The organism is Limnohabitans sp. MMS-10A-178, from assembly GCF_003063375.1.
Taxonomy (GTDB): Bacteria; Pseudomonadota; Gammaproteobacteria; order Burkholderiales; family Burkholderiaceae_C; genus Limnohabitans_A.
In genome coordinates, this window is sequence record NZ_NERY01000001.1 from 263,682 (window position 1) to 284,187 (window position 20,506).

16 protein-coding genes are annotated in these 20,506 nt (G+C 51.8%); 10 read left to right on the plus strand and 6 right to left on the minus strand.

The features are described from left to right. The first annotated feature begins 35 nt into the window (after window positions 1–35). Entirely contained in the window at window positions 36–3,590 is a 3,555-nt protein-coding gene (locus B9Z32_RS01200; protein ID WP_108419584.1) for an indolepyruvate ferredoxin oxidoreductase family protein, read from the plus strand. A gap of 288 nt (window positions 3,591–3,878) precedes the next feature. Here B9Z32_RS01200 and B9Z32_RS01205 read toward each other — a convergent pair whose 3' ends face one another. Beyond that, on the minus strand, window positions 3,879–4,760 hold the full coding sequence (locus B9Z32_RS01205) for a pirin family protein (protein WP_199219919.1): 882 nt from the start codon (window positions 4,758–4,760) through the stop codon (window positions 3,879–3,881). A 1-nt stretch (window position 4,761) separates the two neighbouring features. Further along, entirely contained in the window at window positions 4,762–5,886 is a 1,125-nt protein-coding gene (locus tag B9Z32_RS01210; RefSeq protein ID WP_108419586.1) for an alkene reductase, read from the minus strand. Here B9Z32_RS01210 and B9Z32_RS01215 point away from each other — a divergent pair. Further along, a complete protein-coding gene (locus B9Z32_RS01215; protein ID WP_108419587.1) occupies window positions 5,885–7,111 on the plus strand; it encodes a YbfB/YjiJ family MFS transporter in 1,227 nt (408 codons plus the stop codon). The two genes, B9Z32_RS01210 and B9Z32_RS01215, sit on opposite strands and share 2 nt — an antisense overlap. Window positions 7,112–7,118: 7 nt before the next feature. Here B9Z32_RS01215 and B9Z32_RS01220 read toward each other — a convergent pair whose 3' ends face one another. Further along, window positions 7,119–7,916, minus strand: a complete 798-nt coding sequence (locus tag B9Z32_RS01220) for a class II aldolase/adducin family protein (RefSeq protein ID WP_108419588.1) — start codon at window positions 7,914–7,916, stop codon at window positions 7,119–7,121. A gap of 153 nt (window positions 7,917–8,069) precedes the next feature. Between B9Z32_RS01220 and mnmG the strand changes: the two genes are divergently transcribed. From mnmG to B9Z32_RS01250, 6 genes are read left to right on the plus strand one after another with little or no spacing between them, the layout of a single operon-like run. Beyond that, window positions 8,070–10,115 carry a tRNA uridine-5-carboxymethylaminomethyl(34) synthesis enzyme MnmG gene (mnmG, locus tag B9Z32_RS01225; protein ID WP_108419589.1) on the plus strand — a complete coding sequence of 682 codons (2,046 nt, stop codon included), beginning with the start codon at window positions 8,070–8,072 and terminating at the stop codon, window positions 10,113–10,115. After that, window positions 10,112–10,819 carry a 16S rRNA (guanine(527)-N(7))-methyltransferase RsmG gene (gene rsmG / locus B9Z32_RS01230; RefSeq protein ID WP_108419590.1) on the plus strand — a complete coding sequence of 236 codons (708 nt, stop codon included), beginning with the start codon at window positions 10,112–10,114 and terminating at the stop codon, window positions 10,817–10,819. Before mnmG ends, rsmG begins: the two co-directional genes overlap by 4 nt. Before the next feature lie 40 nt (window positions 10,820–10,859). Then, on the plus strand, window positions 10,860–11,474 hold the full coding sequence (locus tag B9Z32_RS01235; RefSeq protein WP_108419591.1) for a LysE family transporter: 615 nt from the start codon (window positions 10,860–10,862) through the stop codon (window positions 11,472–11,474). A 28-nt stretch (window positions 11,475–11,502) separates the two neighbouring features. Further along, on the plus strand, window positions 11,503–12,273 hold the full coding sequence (locus B9Z32_RS01240; protein WP_108419592.1) for a ParA family protein: 771 nt from the start codon (window positions 11,503–11,505) through the stop codon (window positions 12,271–12,273). 18 nt (window positions 12,274–12,291) lie between these two features. Continuing rightward, a complete protein-coding gene (locus B9Z32_RS01245; RefSeq protein ID WP_108419593.1) occupies window positions 12,292–12,846 on the plus strand; it encodes an alpha/beta hydrolase in 555 nt (184 codons plus the stop codon). After that, the gene (locus B9Z32_RS01250) at window positions 12,836–13,762 is read left to right on the plus strand and encodes a ParB/RepB/Spo0J family partition protein (RefSeq protein ID WP_108419594.1); all 927 of its coding nucleotides are present in this window, start codon (window positions 12,836–12,838) and stop codon (window positions 13,760–13,762) included. The genes B9Z32_RS01245 and B9Z32_RS01250 overlap by 11 nt, the downstream gene beginning before the upstream one ends. Before the next feature lie 82 nt (window positions 13,763–13,844). On the opposite strand, the gene B9Z32_RS01255 is transcribed toward B9Z32_RS01250, so the two are convergent. Beyond that, window positions 13,845–15,269, minus strand: a complete 1,425-nt coding sequence (locus B9Z32_RS01255) for an FAD-binding oxidoreductase (RefSeq protein WP_108420911.1) — start codon at window positions 15,267–15,269, stop codon at window positions 13,845–13,847. A gap of 149 nt (window positions 15,270–15,418) precedes the next feature. On the opposite strand from B9Z32_RS01255, the gene B9Z32_RS01260 reads away from it, so the two are divergent. Both B9Z32_RS01260 and B9Z32_RS01265 read left to right on the plus strand, forming a co-directional pair. Beyond that, the gene (locus tag B9Z32_RS01260) at window positions 15,419–15,973 is read left to right on the plus strand and encodes a cob(I)yrinic acid a,c-diamide adenosyltransferase (protein ID WP_108419595.1); all 555 of its coding nucleotides are present in this window, start codon (window positions 15,419–15,421) and stop codon (window positions 15,971–15,973) included. A gap of 114 nt (window positions 15,974–16,087) precedes the next feature. Further along, window positions 16,088–18,292 (plus strand): acetoacetate--CoA ligase, encoded by a 2,205-nt coding sequence (locus B9Z32_RS01265; RefSeq protein ID WP_108420912.1) that lies wholly within the window; start codon window positions 16,088–16,090, stop codon window positions 18,290–18,292. Between the two features lie 7 nt (window positions 18,293–18,299). Here the strand turns inward: B9Z32_RS01265 and dapD are convergent, their stop codons facing one another. Together dapD and B9Z32_RS01275 are read right to left on the minus strand one after the other, a co-directional pair. Continuing rightward, the gene (dapD, locus tag B9Z32_RS01270; protein ID WP_108419596.1) at window positions 18,300–19,283 is read right to left on the minus strand and encodes a 2,3,4,5-tetrahydropyridine-2,6-dicarboxylate N-succinyltransferase; all 984 of its coding nucleotides are present in this window, start codon (window positions 19,281–19,283) and stop codon (window positions 18,300–18,302) included. A 57-nt stretch (window positions 19,284–19,340) separates the two neighbouring features. Continuing rightward, window positions 19,341–20,471 (minus strand): alkaline phosphatase D family protein, encoded by a 1,131-nt coding sequence (locus B9Z32_RS01275; protein WP_158268159.1) that lies wholly within the window; start codon window positions 20,469–20,471, stop codon window positions 19,341–19,343. Between the last annotated feature and the right edge of the window lie 35 nt (window positions 20,472–20,506).

Genomic DNA, 20,506 nt, shown 5'->3' on the forward strand with positions numbered 1-20,506 from the left:
ACACTGTTGATTCATGCTTTAGAAAGTGAAATACCATGAACGCTCCATTGCCTGAACATTTGCGCCACGCGCTGGCAACCGTCACGCTAGATGACAAATACAGCTTGAAGTCGGGGCGCGCATTCATGAGTGGGGTTCAGGCCCTTGTTCGCTTGCCCATGCTGATCCAAGAGCGTGATGCCATGGCGGGTAAAAATACAGGCGCCTTGATCAGCGGTTATCGGGGATCGCCCTTGGGTGGCTATGACCAAGCGCTCTGGAAAGCCAAATCCTATTTAGAAAAACACAACATTGTGTTTCAACCTGGGGTCAATGAAGAGCTGGCTGCAACCGCGCTCTGGGGCACTCAACAGATGGGCTTTGCGCCCCCAGGAACTCAAAAGTTTGATGGTGTGTTTGGCATTTGGTATGGCAAAGGTCCAGGCGTAGATCGCTGCTCCGATGTATTCAAACACGCCAACATGGCCGGCACCACCCCGTGGGGCGGTGTCTTGGCGGTGGCCGGCGACGACCATGTGGCCAAAAGCTCAACGGCCGCGCACCAAAGCGATCACATTTTCAAAGCGTGCGGCTTGCCTGTTTTCTTTCCCTCTTCTGTTCAAGAGGTTTTGGATTTGGGTGTGCATGCCATTGCCATGAGCCGGTTTGCAGGCGTCTGGTCTGGCATGAAAACCATCCAAGAAGTGGTGGAGTCCAGCGCCACAGCAGACATCAACGCCGATCGCGTGAAGATTGTTTTGCCTGAATTTGAAATGCCGCCTGGCGGTTTGCATATCAGGTGGCCCGATCCGGCACTTGACCAAGAAGCACGTTTGTTTGATTACAAATGGTATGCAGCACTGGCCTACATCCGCGCCAATCGTTTGAATTACAACGCCATAGAGGGCCCCAACGATCGCTACGGCATCATGGCCAGTGGCAAAGCTTACAACGACACACGCCAAGCTTTGATTGATTTGGGTTTAGACACTGAAACTTGCCAGCGTCTGGGTATTCGGGTGCACAAGGTGTCAGTGGTTTGGCCATTAGAGGCTCACACCACGCGCGAGTTTGCAAAGGGCTTGAAAGAGATTTTGGTGGTGGAAGAAAAACGCCAAATCATTGAGTATCAACTTAAAGAAGAGTTGTACAACTGGCCAGACTCACAGCGGCCTCGCATTGTGGGCAAGTTTGATGAGCTAGAAGGCAACGATTCTGGTGGCGAATGGTCTGTGCCCAATCCAACGGCTCACCGTTTGCTCAGAGCCAATGCTGATCTTACGCCTACGCTCATTGCCAAGGCCTTGGCCAAGCGCTTGATGAAGCTCGATTTGCCATCCGATGTATTGGCGCGCATGAATGCGCAACTCAGCATCATCGAAGCCAAAGAGCGCGCGCAAAATAGTTTGGTACTCAATCCTGCGGCAGATCGCATGCCATGGTTCTGTTCTGGTTGCCCGCACAACACCAGCACCAAGGTGCCGGAAGGCTCTCGTGCCATGGCAGGTATTGGTTGCCATTTCATGAGTGTTTGGATGGACCGCAGCACCGTGGGCTTTACCCAAATGGGCGGCGAAGGCACGCCCTGGATTGGGCAACAGCATTTCAGCCATGAGAATCATGTGTTTGCCAACATTGGCGATGGCACTTATTTTCACAGCGGTATTCTGGCCATTCGCCAAAGCATCGCTGCTGGCGTCAACATCACCTACAAAATTTTGTACAACGATGCCGTTGCCATGACCGGTGGTCAACGTGTGGGTGAGCGCGCCGAAGGTCATACGGTTGTGCAAATTGCGCAAAGCATGCGGGCTGAAGGCGCTGTGATCATCAAAGTGGTTACAGACGAGCCCGAAAAATACAGTGGTGTTGCCCTTGCAGAAGGTGTGTTGGTGCATCACCGTGATGAGCTCGATGCCATTCAGCGTGAGCTGCGCGAGGTTAAAGGTTGCACGGTCATCATTTATGACCAAACATGCGCCACTGAAAAACGCCGTCGCCGCAAGCGTGGCACCATGGTTGATCCTGCCGTGCGCGTCATGATCAATGAATTGGTTTGTGAGGGTTGCGGCGATTGTGGTGTGCAGTCCAACTGCTTGTCTGTTGAGCCACTTGAAACTGAGTTTGGCCGCAAGCGCACCATCAACCAAAATTCTTGCAACAAAGACACCAGCTGCCTCAAAGGGTTTTGCCCCAGCTTTGTTTCTATTGAAGGTGGGCAACTGAAGAAAAAATCCAAGCAGCAAAAATTCAGCTTAGATTCGTTGCCTTCTTTACCTTTGCCTACGTTGCCAAACTTAGCAACAGCCACACAAGCTTATGGTGTGGTGGTGGCAGGTGTTGGCGGTACTGGCGTGATTACCATTGGTCAGCTGTTGGGAATGGCTGCCCACTTAGATGGCCTTGGCATCGTGACACAAGACTCCGCTGGTTTGGCTCAAAAGGGCGGTGCCACATGGAGTCATGTGCTGTTGGCTAAAAACCAAGATCAAATTCAAACCACGCGCGTCAGCATGGCCGCAGCCGATTTGATTTTGGGATGCGATCCTATTGTGAGTGCGGGCAAAGAAACTTTATCGCGCATGATTGAGGGTAGAACTCGCGTTGCACTGAACTCGCACAGCACGCCTACAGCTGCTTTTGTTAAAAATACCCAATGGCAAAACCCGGCTGACAGTTGTGCTGCTGAAATTGCCGCGGCTGTTGGCATCAGTGGTTTGGCTGCATTTGATGCAGACCAGCTATCAAGCCAATTGATGGGCGACACCATTTACATCAACCCCATGATTTTGGGTTATGCATGGCAAAAAGGTTGGGTGCCATTGAGCCTTGATGCACTGAAGCGAGCCATTGAACTCAATGAAGTTGCGGTTGCTCAAAACTTAGCGGCCTTTGAATGGGGCCGCCATGCAGCACACCATTTGCCTGCTGTCCAAGCATTGTTCACGCCTGTTCAAGTTATTTCATTGAAAAAGCGAGAAAAGTTAGAAGAACTTGTTGCTTCTCGCGTGGAATTTTTAACGGCTTATCAGAATGCAAGTTATGCCAAACAGTATGAAAATTTTGTGCTGAAAGTCAAAGCCAAAGAAAGCTCCGTTGGCCTTTCTTTGCTTTCAGAAACTGTGGCGCGTCAATTGTTCAAACTGATGGCTTACAAAGACGAGTACGAAGTGGCACGCTTGCACATCGACAAACAGTTCCTAGAACGCGTCAAATCGCAGTTTGAGGGTGATTTCAAGGTTTTCTACCACTTAGCCCCACCCCTACTAGCCAAACGCAATGAGAAGGGCCAGCTTCTCAAACAAAAAATGAGCCCTCACATGCTCTTGGCTTTCAAGCTGCTTGCGCCTTTGAAATTTTTGCGTGGCACTTCTTTGGATATCTTTGGTCGAACCGAAGAACGCCAGACAGAACGTGCATTGATTCAAGAGTACAAGGACGCCATCGATGAGTTGTTGGTTTCTTTGAATTCAAAAAATCATGCACTGGCCGTCAAGATGGCAAATTTGCCAGACCAAATCAAAGGCTTTGGCCATGTCAAAGAAAGAAACTTGGCTGCAGTGATGGTTCAGTGGCAAAGCTGCATGGATGACTTCAGAAAAACAAATTAATTTGAATTCTGAGTTTGTCTTTGTATTCTTCTTTTATATAGATTAATACATAGTAGTAGTAGATAAGGAGAGGCTTGTTCTGTGGACAAGTCTCTTTTTTCTTTATAGATCAATGTATTGAATCATTTTGAAGCATGTGCACCAGCCTGCATGGGTGCTGTCTTCAAAATATGAACAACTTCTTCAAATTAAAAATTCTGTGGATAACCTCCCTGTTATCCCAAAACTATCCACATCTTTGTTCATTGACAAAGAAATAAAAAAAGGCTTTTTAAAAGCCAAATTAAATTACGATTTAAAAAGGCCTGCCCTAAAGTCATCAACAGCTTGCATCAATTCTTCTCTGGTGTTCATGACAAAGGGGCCGTATTGAGCGATGGGTTCGTTTAAAGCTTGGCCCGAAATTAACAATACTCTGGCACCAGGCGATCCTTGAATTAGCACACCATTGCCTTCATTGCGAAGAATGGCCATTCGGTTTAACTCAATAGCAGTTGTTTCTTTTTCACTGACAACAGAAACTGAACCGCGATACACAAATAGGAAAGCATTGTGTTTTGGATTCAAAGCTTGCTCAAAGCTACTTTGTTTTTGGAAGTGAATGTCTAAAAAAAGAGTTTGTGTTGGAAAAAGAGAAGGTGACCGATGAACAGCCCCAAGTGTGCTATTTGACTCACCCGCAATGACACGCACTTTGACCGACTCATGGGACCATGTTTCTGGAATGCGATCACTTTGAATATCGAGATAAGCAGGCTTGCACATTTTTTGGTGAGATGGCAAATTTAGCCAAAGCTGAAAGCCTTCCATAAGCCCCTCTTCTTGTTCAGGCATTTCACTGTGCACAACACCGCTGCCAGCAGTCATCCATTGAATACCACCATTTTGTAAAAGGCCTTCATTTCCTGCGCTGTCTTTGTGTCGCATGCGGCCGGAAATCATGTAAGTTACTGTTTCAAAACCACGGTGTGGATGATCTGGGAAGCCACCGCCATAGTCGTTCGGGTTGTCACTGCCAAAGTGATCGAGCATCAAGAACGGATCGAGCCGGCGCTGATGAGTTTGTGTGAGCACACGAGTGAGCTTCACGCCATCGCCATCGCGGGTTGCCTGACCAACGACTTGCTGCTCAACACTGCGACCCATCAATGGGGTTTGAATGATTTCCATGTCAAGAAATTGATAAGCTTGGATAGTCGGTATAGCCTTTTTCACCACCGCCATAGAAAGTAGCTCTTTCGGGCGTGTTGTAGGGGCCGTTTTGTCGAAGTCTGCTTGCCAAATCTGGGTTGGCGATGAAGGCTTTTCCAAAAGCAATCAAATCGGCACCCTGGTTCAATGCGCTCTTGGCGAGCTCGCTGTCATAACCATTGTTGAGCATCCATGCGCCTTGGCCTCCCGCTTGTTGGTAAGCTGTTTTCAAGGCAGCGTAATCGAAGTTCGTTTCGCCTTGCTGATAATCGCGTGCAGCACCTGTAGAGCCTTCGATGGTGTGAACATAGGCCAAATTCAAAGGACCCAGAAAAGCTGCAACATGCTCAAACAGTTTCTGCGGCGAGGCATCGCTGGCATCGTTGGCCGGCGTGACAGGGGAGATTCGGATACCACATCGACCACCACCAATTTCTTGTGTAACAGCAGTCATGACTTCCTTCAAAAACCGAGTCCGATTTTCAATGCTACCGCCATAAGCATCTTGTCGGTGATTGCTGTCGGCTCTTAAAAATTGATCGATCAAATAACCATTGGCGGCATGGACCTCAATGCCATCGAAACCCGCCAGGATGGCGTTTTTGGCTGCTTGCCGATAGTCTGCAACGATGCCAGGTATTTCTGTCAATTCAAGCGCTCGCGGCATGGATGTTGGCTCAAAGCGAGGCACACCATTTTCAATGAGGACGGTTTTTGATTTGGCCACAATGGCAGAGGGCGCAACAGGTGCTTGATTGTTGGGCTGCAGGCTGGTGTGAGAAATGCGGCCCACATGCCAAAGCTGCATCACAATTTTTCCACCTTGAGCATGCACTGCGGCGGTGACGGGTTGCCAAGCTTTGACTTGCTCGGCAGACCAAATGCCGGGAACATCTGAATACCCTTGGCCTTGATGGCTGATGGCCGTTGCCTCTGTGATGATGAGGCCAGCACCCGTTGCGGGGTTGGCGCGTTGCGCATAGTATTCAGCCATTAGAGCATTCGCCAACGCATGAGGCGCCCGATTGCGCGTGAGAGGAGCCATCACAATGCGGGTGGCAAGTTGCAATTGGCCGGCTTGACAGGGTTCAAATAAATTTTTCATGACGCAAAGCATACGGTTTTTCTCGGCGCTCTGGTTGGCAATTTGTATCTCTATGGCGGCGGCTGTTTCATTGGGCATCACGCGTTTTGCCTACGCGCTGCTTTTGCCGCCCATGCGTGAAGATTTATCTTGGACCTACACCTTGTCAGGCAGCATGAACACTTTCAATGCGCTTGGCTATTTGATCGGGGCGCTGTTAACGCCGCGCATTTTGAGTCAGTGGGGTGCTGTGCGTGTTTTGATAGGCGGCGCTTTGATGGCTTCGTTGCTCATGGTTGCTACGGGGTTTTTTTCAGACACCAGCATTCTTTTGATTCAGCGTTTGTTGGCAGGTATGGCCAGTGCGGCGGTCTTTGTTTCTGGCGGATTGTTGGCGGCCAGGCTGGGTACGCACTTGCCCGCACAGTCTGGTTTGTTGTTGGGTATTTATTACGGCGGAACGGGCCTGGGCATTTCTTTGTCTGCGGTGTTGGTGCCTATTGCCATGGATTTGGCCACTCAAAACGGGCAGCTTCATGAATGGGCGTGGGCTTGGTGGGCCTTGGGCCTTGCTTGCTTTGCCATGACCGTGTTGTTGTTTTTTATCCGCCGCTCGATGCTTCAATTTATGCCTGAAGTGAATGCGTCAACGAGCATTGACTCACAAGCTGAAAAGCGCGTGCGCAAAATGCATTGGCCAGAGTGGACATTTGGTTTGACAGCCTATGGGCTTTTTGGCGTGGGCTACATCGGTTACATGACCTTTGTGGTGGCGGTCTTGCGAGAGCAGGGTGCCAACGCCTCTCAGATCACATTTTTTTACGCCATGCTGGGTTTGGCCGTGTTGGCGTCGTCTCGGGTTTGGGCCAACTTGTTGAATCGCTACCAAGGCGGGCAGGCCTTGTCTATTTTGAGCGCCCTGCTCAGTGTTGCAACCGTTATCCCAGCGCTCACATCGGCGTGGCCTCTCATGATGGTGTCGGGTATTTTGTTTGGTGGCGTCTTTTTGTCGGTGGTTGCCTCTACCACGGCCATGGTCAAACACAACCTTGCGCCTTCACAGTGGGCGGCAGGCATCAGTGTGTTCACGGTGGTTTTTGCCGCAGGACAAATCGTGGGGCCTACGGTGGTCGGATGGATTGCTGATGGCCCTGGTGGACTTCAACGAGGACTGGTTTTTTCAGCGGCTGCGCTGTTGTTGGGCGCTTTGTTGGCTTGGCAACAAAAACCGATTCATCAAAGTTGATTGGTGTTCAGACGTCGTACCCTGGATTTTCACGATCGAGCTTGCGAATTAACGATGGCCAAACAAAGTTGCCGCCCAAGCCGCCCGTCTGAACCTTCATGGCATGTGCTACGCCCGTTAAAACCTGCGGGTCGATGGCAATCAAGTCTGCCGCTTTGTTCTGACCTGACAAGGCGTCAACTTGAATGCGACATGAATTTTCAAACGTGTACATTTGTAAAAATGCGTCGGCAATCGTCTTGCCCACTGTGAGCAAGCCGTGGTTGCGCAGCATCAAATAGTTGGCGTCTGCCAAGTCTTTTTGCAGGCGCAACTTTTCTTCATCTCGAATGGCAACGCCCTCGTAGTCGTGATAGGCCAGTGACGCCAAAACAAACGTGCTTTGCTGGCTGATGGGCAGCACGCCTTCCTTTTGTGCGCTCACAGCCACGCCTGCGCGCGTATGCGTGTGAAGCACGCAGCCGGCCTCATGGCGTGCTTCATGCACTGCGCTGTGAATGACAAAACCAGCAGGGTTTACCGGGTGTGGGTTGTCTGCGTCAAGCTTGTTGCATTGCATGTCTACTTTGACAAGACTTGATGCGGTGATCTCATCAAACATCAAGCCGTAGGGGTTGATTAAAAACTGGTGTTCTTCCTCACTCACGCTGGTGGGCAATTTGGCGCTGATGTGCGTGAAAACCAAGTCGCTCCAGCCATACAAGGCCACCAAGCGATAACAGGCGGCCAGGTCTACGCGCAAGGCCCATTCATCTGGGTGCATTTGATGGTCCATTTGATTCGTGGGTTTGGTGCTTTGTTTCATGGTGCCTCCTTGAGTTCTAGGCCGAGCTTAGCGCGAGGGTGCTCTGATACGGGTCGCGCATGGAACACGCGATGCAGATAAAATCGAGCCCTTTGGCCATTGGCCCTTACGGCGCGAGCAGCGCCGGCCTTCAGTTGATGCACTGGTGATTTGATGCTTTACCCACAAGAATTTGATGTGATCGTCGTTGGCGGCGGCCACGCCGGCACCGAAGCCGCATTGGCGGCTGCGCGCATGGGTTGTCAGACACTTTTGCTGTCTCACAACATTGAAACCTTGGGCCAGATGAGCTGCAACCCCTCTATTGGCGGTATTGGCAAAGGCCACCTTGTGAAAGAGGTGGATGCCTTGGGTGGTGCCATGGGCATTGCAACAGATGAGGGCGGCATTCAGTTTCGAATTTTGAACAGCTCCAAAGGGCCTGCAGTTCGCGCAACGCGCGCTCAAGCCGATCGTATTTTGTACAAGGCCGCCATTCGCAGCCGCCTTGAAAACCAAGAAAACTTGTGGCTTTTCCAGCAAGCGGTGGACGACCTCATGGTGGAGTCCAATGGCACAGAAGACCGTGTGGTGGGGGCTGTCACGCAAGTGGGTGTTCGCTTTCGTGCCAAAACGGTGGTTCTAACGGCCGGTACTTTTTTGGATGGCAAAATTCACGTAGGCTTAGAAAACTACTCAGCCGGCAGGGCAGGTGACCCTCCGGCGGTCAGTTTGTCTGCCCGCCTGAAAGAGCTGAAGTTGCCCCAGGGCCGCTTAAAAACGGGTACGCCCCCGCGGTTAGACGGCCGTACCATTGACTTTTCGAAATGCCAAGAACAGCCGGGCGACGGTATGCCAGGTGGCTTGAATGCTGATGCGGGTGTGCCAGTTTTCAGCTTCATGGGCCGCGCAGACATGCACCCAGCGCAGATGCCTTGTTGGATCACGCATACCAACGAGAGAACCCACGAGATCATTCGCTCCGGCTTTGACCGAAGCCCCATGTTCATGGGGAAAATTGAAGGTGTTGGACCTCGCTATTGCCCTAGCGTGGAGGACAAGATCAATCGATTTGCTGACAAAGACAGCCATCAAATTTTCTTGGAGCCCGAGGGCTTGACCACCCACGAGTTTTATCCCAATGGCATTTCCACCAGTTTGCCATTTGACATTCAGTACGCATTGGTGAGGTCTATGAAGGGGCTGGAAAATGCCCACATCCTTCGGCCTGGTTATGCCATTGAGTATGACTACTTCGATCCGCGCTCCCTGAAGAGCAGTTTTGAAACACGCCAAATTGGCGGATTGTTTTTTGCTGGGCAAATTAACGGCACCACAGGTTATGAAGAGGCTGCAGCGCAAGGCTTGTTTGCTGGCATCAATGCCGCACTTCAGTGCCGAGCTATGTCTGGCTTGGGCAATGATATGGGCGGGGCATGGTTGCCAAGCCGTGATCAGGCTTACTTGGGCGTGCTGGTAGATGACCTGATTACCAAGGGTGTTACTGAACCCTACCGAATGTTTACCAGCAGGGCAGAGTTTCGCTTGCAACTTCGGGAAGACAACGCAGACATGCGCTTGACAGAAGTGGGTCGAAAGTTGGGCTTGGTGGACGAAGCGCGCTGGACGTCTTTTTGCACAAAACGCGAGGCTGTTTCACGTGAAACAGAGCGGCTGAAGTCAACTTGGGTGAACCCGAGAAACTTGCCGGCGGCAGAATCGGAGCGAGTTCTTGGCAAGTCCATTGAGCACGAGCACAACCTGTTCGATTTGTTGAGGCGGCCTGGTGTTGCTTACGAAAGCCTGATGACTTTGGACGCCGATCGTTTTGTGGCAGAGGCTGTTTCACGTGAAACACTTGGCGATCTTTCGGCTGCAGTGATTGAGCAGGTTGAGATAGCGGCCAAGTACTCGGGCTACATAGATCGGCAAAAGATAGAGGTTGAGCGCGCGGCGCACTTTGAAAATCTTAAGTTGCCCGCGAAATTAGACTATCTTCAGGTGACCTCTTTGTCGATAGAGGCAAGGCAAAAACTGGCCAAGCACAGACCCGAAACCTTGGGCATGGCATCGAGAATCTCGGGCATTACCCCCGCAACCATTTCTTTGTTGTTGATTTATCTCAAAAGAGGTGGGTTCAAGGAGTTCATGGCGGTTAAGCCTGAGTCGCTGGAGTTTGAGGGCGCAAACTCAGAGGGCGCCGTGAGTCTGAAGTCATGACTGTCGGACCATCGCACCTGCTTAATATTCCCTTGGACCTTGCGCGCGGTATAGATGCCTTGGGTTTGCGGGTAACCGAGGCGCAGCAGCATCAGCTGTTGAGCTACATGGATCTGATTCAAAAATGGAACAAGGTCTATAACCTCACTGCGCTAAGAGGCCTCCAAGAAATACTGACTCACCATGTGCTAGACAGTTTGTCTGTCATTACGCCCTTGCTTCGGCACATTGAGCAAAACAAGTTATCCGAACAGCCAACTGTGAGTTTGTTGGATGTCGGCTCGGGGGGTGGTTTGCCAGGGGTTGTGATTGCTATCTGTTGCCCCTTTGTTCGCGTCACATGCGTCGACACCGTTTCAAAGAAGGCCGCATTCATTCAGCAGGCGGCTGCCAGTCTAAGGCTGCCTAATTTGCAGGGTGTTCACGCTCGCGTAGAAGGTTTGTCTGGGCCCTTTGATCTTATTTGCTCTCGGGCCTTTGCCTCGTTGCCAGACTTTGTGAGTTGGTCTTTGGGTGCTTTGGCCCATGATGGGGTTTGGATGGCCATGAAGGGCAAAACCCCCGAAGATGAAATGGCGGCTTTGCCTTCCTCGGCAAAAGTGTTTCACGTGGAACAGCTGAAAGTTCCCGGCTTGGAGGCCGATCGTTGCGTGGTTTGGATGAAAAAATCAGCAAGTTTGTCAGCTGCGGCAAGCTCGACTTGAGTTTCGCCCATTACACTTGGGCTTGATAAGAAAGCCTTTGATGTTTGGAATTTCTGATTACGGTGCTTTTGTTGCCGCCTTTGTGTTGCTTTTGTTCTTGCCAGGCCCTGGAAACTTGGCCCTCATTACCTCTACCTCTCAAGGCGGCATCAAGGGTGGCTTTGCCTCAGTCATGGGCTTGCTCTTGGGCGATCAAATTTTGTTGTGGATGACTGTTGCAGGGGTGGCGGCACTTCTACAAACCTATCCCCATTTTTTCATGGCTTTGCAGTGGGTCGGTGCTGCTTACCTTGCCTGGCTTGGCTCTAAAATGCTTTTTGCAAAACCTGGTGAAGGGCCTTCCATCCAAATCACGCCGGGCAAGTACTTTAAGGAAACGATGCTGATTACCTTGCTCAATCCCAAGGCCGTCATGTTCTATTTTGCCTTTTTCCCACAATTCATAGACCTAGAGCGCCACCAGGGAATGATTACCTTTGTATTCATGGCTTTGACCATTGCTGTTTTGGGATTTGTGTATTGTTTTGGAATGGTGCTCATTACCCACCACATGGCGGAGCGCCTTCGAGCCAATCCCAAATTTTCTGGATTCCTTCAAAAAGTTGCCGGATTGTTTTTGATTGGTTTTGGTATCAAATTGGCCCTCGGTAAATGAACGCACTCACTGAAAAAGAAGTTTAAAAATGGCAAAAATTTTCTGTGTTGCAAATCAAAAAGGCGGTGTTGGTAAAACCACGTCTGCGGTGAACTTGGCTGCTGGTTTGGCCAAGGTGGGACAGCGTGTCTTGCTGGTTGACCTCGACCCTCAGGGCAACGCCACCATGGGCTCGGGTGTGGACAAGCGCCAGTTAGAACTCAGCGTTTATGACGTTTTGCTTGAGTCAGCCAGCATTCAAGAGGCGTCTATTTTTTCAGAGAAGTGTGGCTATCACGTCTTGGGCGCCAACCGCGAGTTGGCGGGCGCCGAGGTTGAATTGGTTGATCTTGAAAGACGCGATCAACGCTTGAAGGCGGCATTGGAAGTAGTCGACAAAGATTTTGATTTTGTCTTGATTGATTGCCCGCCGTCTTTGTCCATGCTCACCTTGAATGGTTTGTGTGCGGCGCATGGTGTGATCGTGCCAATGCAGTGCGAATATTTTGCCCTTGAAGGTCTGACAGATTTGGTCAATACCATCAAGCAAGTTCATGCCAACTTGAACCCCGATTTGAAGATCATTGGTTTGCTTCGAGTGATGTTTGATCCGCGAATTACCTTGCAACAGCAAGTGAGTGAGCAGTTGAAATCACACTTTGGCGACAAGGTATTCAACACCGTAATTCCCCGAAATGTGCGTTTGGCCGAAGCCCCAAGCTATGGTTTGCCAGGCGTGGTGTTTGATCCTTCAGCCAAGGGCAGTCAGGCATTTGTGGAGTTTGCCAAAGAGTTGGTACAACGCATCCCAACACTCTGAGATCGTTGCTGAGTCATCATGGCAAACCAAAAAGTACTTATATTGCCTGGTTGGCGAGGAAGCGGGCACTCACATTGGCAAATGCGCTGGGTCAATCAATATGCTTACCAAGTCGTAGATCAGCATGAGTGGATGCGCCCCCTTCGAGGTGATTGGCTAGCTCGATTGGAAGAGGTGATGTCTGATGTGAGTGAGTCGGTTTATTTGGTAGCACATGGTTTGGGCTGCATTCAAATTGCAGCCTGGGCTCAAATCTCTGCTCACAGTCACAAGGTGCATGGTGCCTTGTTGGTGGCTCCAAGCGATGTTGAAGCCTCGCACTTTCAAGATGTGCTTTCGAGTTGGCGACCCATTGAGCTGAAGGCCTTGCCATTCAAGTCCATTTTGATTGGCAGCCAAAACGACCTTGATTGCCGTGCAGAACGCGCAGCACATTTTGCAATGTTATGGGGTGCGCAATATTTGAGTCTGGGTGAGTGTGGGCATCTGAATGCCGAATCCAATTTGGGCGATTGGCCAGAGGGCCACGCTTTGTTGAGTGAATTGATGAAAGAAAAAGAACATGGTCACTAAAAAACCGAAAGGCTTAGGCCGCGGACTTGAGGCCTTACTTGGCCCCAAAGTGCAAAACGAAGCCAGCTCACCGCAAGCGGTTGAAGCCGCCGCCAATCGAAGCCCCAGTACCTTGGCGCTTAGCGAGTTGGTGCCCGGCATGTACCAACCGCGAACCCGCATGGACGAGGGTGCACTTTACGAATTGGCCGAGTCCATCAAAGCGCAAGGCATCATGCAGCCTATCTTGGTTCGCAAGCTAAGCGATGGCCCCAATGCTGGCAAATACGAAATCATTGCGGGTGAGCGCCGTTTCCGCGCATCTCGCTTGGCGGGCTTGAACGAGGTGCCCGTGTTGGTTCGAGATGTGGCCAATGAAGCCGCGGCGGCCATGGCCTTGATTGAGAACATTCAACGCGAAGACCTCAACCCTTTAGAAGAGGCTCTTGGCCTGCAACGCCTAATTAAAGAGTTTGGACTCACTCACGAAACAGCCGCGCAAGCGGTTGGACGCTCTAGAAGTGCTGCCAGCAATTTGCTGCGTTTGTTAAATTTGGCCGAACCCGTGCAAACCATGTTGATGGCAGGCGACATTGACATGGGCCACGCCCGCGCCTTGCTGGGTTTAGACAAGGCGGCTCAAATTACGGCCGCCAACCAAATTAGCGCTAAAAAAATGTCGGTGCGCGAAGCAGAAAGCTTGGTGAAAAAACTCAGCGCAGAGTTTTCTTTGGTTCAGCAAAAACCGAAAAAAGAAAAGTCGCGAGACATCAAACGCGTGGAAGAAGAGTTGTCAGATTTGTTGATGGCACAAGTGGAGGTGCGCGTTAAAAAACGCGTGAAGCGACACGGACGCTTTGAGGAAATGGGTGAGTTGTCGATTCAGTTTGGTTCTTTGGACGAACTCAATGGGCTGATTGAAAAACTTCGCGCATGAAGGTCAAGGTCAAGGCCAATGCCAAGGCTTAAACACTTTGACGCTATTAAAAAGGGCCTTATCGATTGATAAGGCCCTTTTTTCAATGGAAGATTTTTCCAGGATTCATGATGTTGTGAGGGTCTAGCGCTTGCTTCAAAGTGCGCATCATGTTGACGGCGCCCACCCCTGCCTCGGTCACCAGAAAATCCATTTTGTGCAGTCCAATGCCGTGCTCGCCTGTGCAAGTGCCGCCAAGGCGCAAGGCCCGGCTGACGAGTTTGTGATTCAAGTCTTCGGCAATTTCGCGCTCACTTGGAATTTCGGGGTCGATCAAATAGCCAAAGTGGAAGTTGCCATCGCCCACGTGGCCCACCAAAAAGTAGGGCAAGCCACTGGCTTCGGTTTCGGTCACAGAGTCAAGCAGGCAGTCGGCCAATTTGCTAATCGGCACACAGGTGTCGGTGCTGATGGCGCGGCAACCAGGCCGGCTTTGCAGCGCCGCAAAATATGCATTGTGTCTGGCCGTCCAAAGGCGTGTGCGTTCTTCGGGGGTGGTGGCCCATTCAAAGGCGTTGCCACCATGGTCGCTGGCAATTTCTTGAACTGTTTCGGCTTGCTCTTTCACGCCTGCAGGTGAGCCGTGAAACTCCATTAATAGCATGGGCTCTTCACGCAAACCCAACTTGGCATACGCGTTGACCATACGCACCGTGTTGTGATCGATCAACTCCACTCGCGCAATGGGAACACCAAGTTGGATCACTTGAATCACGGTTTGGACGGCTTTCTCAATACTGGGAAAAGAGCATATGGCTGCCGAAATGGCCTCGGGCAAGGGGAATAGGCGAACCGTCACTTCGGTCATCACGCCCAAGGTGCCCTCGCTGCCCACAAACAAACGCGTGAGGTCATAACCCGCGCTCGATTTTTTGGCGCGCGTGCCGGTGCGAATGATTTCGCCAGAAGCGGTGACCACTTCAAGTGCCAACACGTTTTCGCGCATGGTGCCATAGCGCACGGCATTGGTGCCGCTGGCGCGGGTGGCGCTCATGCCGCCAAGGGTGGCATCTGCGCCTGGATCGATGGGGAAAAACAGCCCCGTTGACTTGATTTCTTCGTTCAACTGTTTGCGTGTGACCCCGGGTTGCACCGTGACAGTGAGATCTTCAGCGTTGATGGACAAAACTTTGTTCATGCGCGTGAGGTCAATGCTGATACCGCCTTGAACGGCAAGCAAATGGCCTTCTAAAGATGAGCCCACACCAAAGGGAATGACGGGAACCTTGTATTCGCTGGCCAACTTAACGGCATCGGCCACATCTTGTGTGCATTCGGCAAAGATCACCGCCGAGGGGGGAGGGACTGGCGCAAAGGCAGATTCATCGCGGCCATGTTGCTCCCGAATGACCAAGGCGGTTGAGCAGTTGTTGCCAAAGCGTGCTTTCAACGCGTCAATGAAAACCTGGGGGACAGGACGAGCGTTGACGACGGGCGCCAAATGGGCGGCGTGAGTCGGTGCGTTCATGATGAAGCTCCAAATTGAAGGACGGTTGAAACAGGTGGCATGACATTGCTCAATGACCATGGTCAGGGAAATGTGGCCAAACTCGGTCAAAATCAGAGTTTACGCTGAGACTTGAATGATTGCATACTGTTTTACACAGGGGAAACACCATGGGTAACCGACTGACACAAATTGCCACCCGAACCGGGGACGAAGGCACGACGGGCTTGGGCAACAACCAACGGGTGTCCAAAAACAGCTTGCGCGTACATGCCATGGGCGATGTGGACGAGCTGAACTCGCACATCGGTTTGTTGCTTTGTGAAAACATGCCAGAGGATGTGCGCCACTTGTTGATTGAAGTGCAGCACCAACTTTTCAATTTGGGTGGCGAGTTGTCCATTCCCGGTTTCGAGTTGTTAAAAACCGAGGCCGTGTTGGTTTTGGATGAAGCGCTAGAGAAATACAACTCGCAATTGCCCAAACTAGAAGAGTTCATTTTGCCGGCCGGCAACCGAGCCGCTTCGCAGGCGCACATCTGCCGCACGGTGGCTCGGCGTGCGGAGCGGGCCACTGTGGCGCTGGGCAACGAGGAGGCGCTGAACGAGGCGCCGCGCCAATACTTGAACCGAATTTCCGATTTGATGTTCGTGCTTTCACGGGTTTTAAACAGAATGGACGGTGGAACCGATGTCTATTGGAAAAGCGAGCGCATGAAAAAGTAAATGCGCACAGAACCCAAGCTGCGAGGGCTCCAAGGCCGAAGAAGCTGTCGCCTAAGCGCAAGCATTGGGGGTTTTCAGGGTGACAGCAAGCTGCGCGCAAGCTAGGCTATGGCCATGAACGCCAGCACCCCCAAGCCATTTTTATCGCCCTATCTTTCGTCGGTGTCAGACTTGCCCAAGCAAGCGCCGCAGGCACCGCACCCCTACATTCCGCAAATTCGCCTTTACCAAAACTGGTTGAGAGAAAACCGCGGCATTGTCTTTGATCATTACAAAGATCTGTGGCAGTGGTCCATCACTGAACTCGATGCATTTTGGCAAAGCATTTGGGATTACTTTGATGTTCAATCACCCACACCGCACACGGCGGTGTTGGCCAAGAATGCAATGCCAGGTGCCATTTGGTTTCCGGGCGCACAAGTTAACTATGCCAGTCAAGTGTTAAGGCATGTGCAGCCAGCGCATGCCGCAGGCTTTCCCGCTGTCATTGCCCAAAACGAAAAAGGTCAGCACCAAGAAATTTCATGGCCCGAGCTGCAACGCCAAGTAGCCTCCATGGCTTTGCACCTCAAAGCACAGGGCGTCCAACCGGGTGATCGGGTGGCCGCTTACTTGCCCAATATTCCGGAAGCCATGGTGGCCCTTTTGGCCACCGTGAGTGTGGGCGGCGTGTGGAGTATTTGCGCGCCCGACATGGGCACCTTGGCTGTGCTCGATCGTTTTAAACAGATTGAACCGAAGGTGCTGATTGCCTGTGATGGCGTGACTTATGGTGCCAAGGATTACGACCGCATGTCGGTGGTGCAAGAGCTCAAGGACGCGCTGCCAACGGTTCAGCATGTGATCTTGCATGACAACTTGGGAGTTGCAGATTTGGCCAGCAATGAAGTGGCGTCAGCCATTCGACTGTCTCAAACCACCTCAAAACACGGACCAGAAGTTGATGCATTCCAACCGATGGCATTGCCCTTCGATCATCCTTTGTGGATCGTTTATTCAAGTGGCACCACAGGTTTGCCCAAGCCCATTGTGCATGGTCATGGCGGCACTTTGATTGTGGCTTTGGCGCTCAAAATTTTGCACAACGACATCGGCTGTAGCTATCACATCAACAGCTGGGGCGAGCGCTTTCATTGGTACAGCTCTACAGGCTGGGTCATGTGGAACGCGCAAGTGGGCGGCTTGATGAATGGCACCACCTGCGTCATCTATGACGGCAATCCTGGCGGTAGCAAAGACAATCCCGACTGGAGCACACTGTGGCGTTTTGCAGCTGAAAACAAGGTGACATTTTTTGGTGCAGGCGCTGCCTTTTTTGCCAATTGTCAAAAGTCAGGTGTGGACCTCACAAAGTGTGGTGATTTGTCGCGCGTTCGCGCATTGGGCACAACGGGATCGCCCCTTTCTGCAGACACGCAAAATTGGGGCAACGACCAGTTTCAACGCATCAAAGCACAACACCAAAACGTGCCGCACCTTCACCGCGAAACAGACGGCGATATTTGGTGGTGCAATATTTCAGGCGGTACCGATTTCTGTGGCGCGTTCATTGGTGGCAACCGTGAGTTGCCACAAGAAGCCGGTATGATGCAATGCCGCCTCCTGGGTTGTGCGGTGGAAGCATGGAATGAAGCGGGAGAACCCGTGCACGGCGAGGTGGGTGAGTTGGTGTGTGCACAGCCCATTCCCTCGATGCCATTGTATTTTTGGAATGACCAAAACAACACGCGGTATTTGGCGAGCTATTTCGAAATGTACCCAGCAGGCCATGGACGCCAACCTGGCGGCGGCGATGCCGATGCTTCTTATGGTGGCGTGTGGCGGCATGGCGATTGGTTGCGCATTGGTGCTGCAGACCAAGGTCAAAACGGCGGTGAAGGCTGTGTCATTTTTGGCCGCAGCGATGCCACCATCAACCGCCATGGTTTGCGCATGGGCACCAGTGAGCTTTACAGCGCTGTAGAAGCATTGCCCGAAGTGATCGACAGCATGGTGGTTGATTTGGAATACTTGGGCCGTGAAAGCTACATGCCTTTGTTTGTGGTCTTAAGAGCTGGGCTGACCCTAGACGATGCGATGAAAAGCACCTTGAACAACGCTATCAAAACAGCCCTGAGCCCGCGCTTCATTCCGAACGAAATTTTTCAAGTATCTGAAATACCGCGCACCTTGTCTGGCAAAAAACAAGAGCTGCCCATTAAAAAACTCATGTTGGGCCAGCCCTTAGAAAAGGTGGTTAACAAAGATGCGATGGCCAATCCAGCTTGCTTAGATTGGTATGTGGCGTTGGCCAAAAAACATTTGGCCAAAACGGTGTGATTAAAAATCAGTTCTTGTGTAAATCTGCGTTCAAGCTGCCCCAGCTTTCGGTGCGGGGAATGGCTTGCACCGCGCCCGATTGAGAATCGCGGCGGAACAAGATGCCATTGCGGCCAGACAACTCGCGCGCCTTGACCACACTGCCATCGGGCATTTTGACGCGCGTGCCGCCGGTGATGTAGCAACCGGCTTCCACCACGCAATCGTCACCCAATGAAATACCGATACCAGAGTTGGCACCCAGCAAACAACGCTTGCCCACGGAGATAACCTCTTTGCCACCGCCCGACAAAGTGCCCATGATGGAGGCGCCGCCGCCCACATCGCTTTGATCATCCACCAAGACGCCTGCACTGATGCGGCCTTCCACCATCGATGCGCCCAAGGTGCCTGCGTTGAAGTTGCAAAAGCCTTCGTGCATGACGGTGGTACCAGAGGCCAAGTGTGCGCCCAAGCGCACGCGATCGACGTTGGCAATGCGCACGCCAGAGGGCACCACGTAGTCTGTCATGTAGGGGAACTTGTCGACAGCTTTGACGTCAAACACCACGCGAGCTGCGCGTGCGCGCAAACGTGCGTCTTGCAAGTGGTCTAAGGGGCAAGGGCCCATCGATGTCCAGGCCACATTGGCCAGCATGCCAAAGATGCCTGCCAAGTTGGCTTGGTGCGGTTTGACCAAACGGTGACTGAGCAAATGCAAACGCAAAAACACATCGTGCGTGTCTTTGGCCGGTTCTGCCAATGTGGCAATGCTGGTTTTGACGGCCACCACATTGACGCCGCGCAATTCGCAAGGGCCAAGCGTTTTGACAAAGGCCTCGCCCAAATGCGCACGGGCATCGGCTTCGCTGAGAACCTGACTGCCATTTTCTTTCAAGCCTTCGGCCAGTTGAGGGGCGGGGTACCAAGTGTCTAACACGGTGCCGTCTTTGGCGATGGTTGCGAGGCCGTAGGCAATGGCGCCACTTTGAATCATGGGAGGGGTTTGCATGGAAGTGTGTAAAAAATCAAAAAAAGAGATTATCGGGCTTTGTGAGGTAGTTTGTCTTTAGCGCAACTCAGACAAGCCAATGCTTTGCTTTTTCAGCCATTCGCCTTGGGTATTTTGAAAGCCCAGTTGAATTTGCTGTTGCGGCCAATCTATTTCGATGAGCGCAAAGTGATTTTGTGTAATCAGTTCGCCCAAGCGATTGGGGCCTTGTTCTTTGGCAGAGGACCATGCGTGCGTCATGCCGCTTGAAGTGACCTCGTACAAAGGGTAGCTTTCGGGTTCTGCGTGTTTGTAAATGGCGCCGATGTGTCGATCGCCGGATAAAAACACCACGCCCTTGGCATGGGTTCGCTTGATGAGTTGTCGCAATCGCGTTTGCTCTAAAGGGAAGTTGTGCCAGCCTTCCCAGCCGTGACCCTCCACAATCACTTGCACGCTAGAAACAATCAATCGAAGATCAGCTGGCTGCTTCAATTGCGCTTCAAGCCATTGCCACTGAGCCTCCCCCAACATGGTTTTTTGGGGGTCTGTGTCAGGCACAAAGCGCTCTTTGCCAGGGACACCTCGCTGATCGGTGATGCGAAGCTTAGACCTGAACCAGCGAGTGTCCAATAAAACAACTTGGACGCGTCGGCCGATGGGCCCAAAAATGTGTGCGTGATAAAGCCCGGGGCGAGTTCTTCGGGGGTCTTCTGCGGGCAGACGCCAAAAGTCGAGGAAAGCATTTTTAGCCTCTTGCTTGTGCACGAACTCCTCACCGCCATCGTTCAAGCCAAAGTCATGATCGTCCCAAACGGCCAGGTGGGGGACGCTGGCACGCAAGGCAGCAAACCCAGGCTGAGCGGCTTGGGTCGCATAGGCATTTTCTAAATTCTGCAACTGCCACGGTTGGCTGCTTGCATAAACATTGTCGCCGCCAAAAATAAACAGGTCGGGCTTGGCGGCCAAGATACTTTGCCAAATGGGTTGCGGCTTTTTCTGATCAATGCAAGAGCCAAAAATAACTTTTTGAATTTGAGTGGGCCATGCAGGTAAAGAAGGTGAAGAAGGTAAAGCTCCGGGGTTCTCGGCTGCATGGCTACTTTTTCCCTGTGCACCAACCCCCAGGCTTGCCAGCATGGAGCTGAGAGCGCTGGCTTTTAAGAGTTGACGGCGGTTCAAGGGAGCTCCTAACTTTTGGGTATTCATTGAGGTCATGTGTTGGACGGCTGTGCCTGCGAATT

Excerpts from the sequence above, each read along its gene's own strand:
- B9Z32_RS01200 (WP_108419584.1), top strand. The coding sequence starts at position 36 with ATGAACGCTCCATTGCCTGAACATTTGCGCCACGCGCTGGCAACCGTC.
- rsmG (WP_108419590.1), top strand. The coding sequence starts at position 10,112 with ATGACTGTCGGACCATCGCACCTGCTTAATATTCCCTTGGACCTTGCG.
- B9Z32_RS01220 (WP_108419588.1), bottom strand. The coding sequence starts at position 7,916 with ATGAAACAAAGCACCAAACCCACGAATCAAATGGACCATCAAATGCAC.
- B9Z32_RS01245 (WP_108419593.1), top strand. The coding sequence starts at position 12,292 with ATGGCAAACCAAAAAGTACTTATATTGCCTGGTTGGCGAGGAAGCGGG.
- B9Z32_RS01215 (WP_108419587.1), top strand. The coding sequence starts at position 5,885 with ATGACGCAAAGCATACGGTTTTTCTCGGCGCTCTGGTTGGCAATTTGT.
- B9Z32_RS01210 (WP_108419586.1), bottom strand. The coding sequence starts at position 5,886 with ATGAAAAATTTATTTGAACCCTGTCAAGCCGGCCAATTGCAACTTGCC.
- B9Z32_RS01240 (WP_108419592.1), top strand. The coding sequence starts at position 11,503 with ATGGCAAAAATTTTCTGTGTTGCAAATCAAAAAGGCGGTGTTGGTAAA.
- B9Z32_RS01205 (WP_199219919.1), bottom strand. The coding sequence starts at position 4,760 with ATGGAAATCATTCAAACCCCATTGATGGGTCGCAGTGTTGAGCAGCAA.
- B9Z32_RS01250 (WP_108419594.1), top strand. The coding sequence starts at position 12,836 with ATGGTCACTAAAAAACCGAAAGGCTTAGGCCGCGGACTTGAGGCCTTA.
- B9Z32_RS01255 (WP_108420911.1), bottom strand. The coding sequence starts at position 15,269 with ATGAACGCACCGACTCACGCCGCCCATTTGGCGCCCGTCGTCAACGCT.
- B9Z32_RS01265 (WP_108420912.1), top strand. The coding sequence starts at position 16,088 with ATGAACGCCAGCACCCCCAAGCCATTTTTATCGCCCTATCTTTCGTCG.
- mnmG (WP_108419589.1), top strand. The coding sequence starts at position 8,070 with ATGCTTTACCCACAAGAATTTGATGTGATCGTCGTTGGCGGCGGCCAC.
- B9Z32_RS01260 (WP_108419595.1), top strand. The coding sequence starts at position 15,419 with ATGGGTAACCGACTGACACAAATTGCCACCCGAACCGGGGACGAAGGC.
- B9Z32_RS01235 (WP_108419591.1), top strand. The coding sequence starts at position 10,860 with ATGTTTGGAATTTCTGATTACGGTGCTTTTGTTGCCGCCTTTGTGTTG.
- dapD (WP_108419596.1), bottom strand. The coding sequence starts at position 19,283 with ATGCAAACCCCTCCCATGATTCAAAGTGGCGCCATTGCCTACGGCCTC.
- B9Z32_RS01275 (WP_158268159.1), bottom strand. The coding sequence starts at position 20,471 with ATGAATACCCAAAAGTTAGGAGCTCCCTTGAACCGCCGTCAACTCTTA.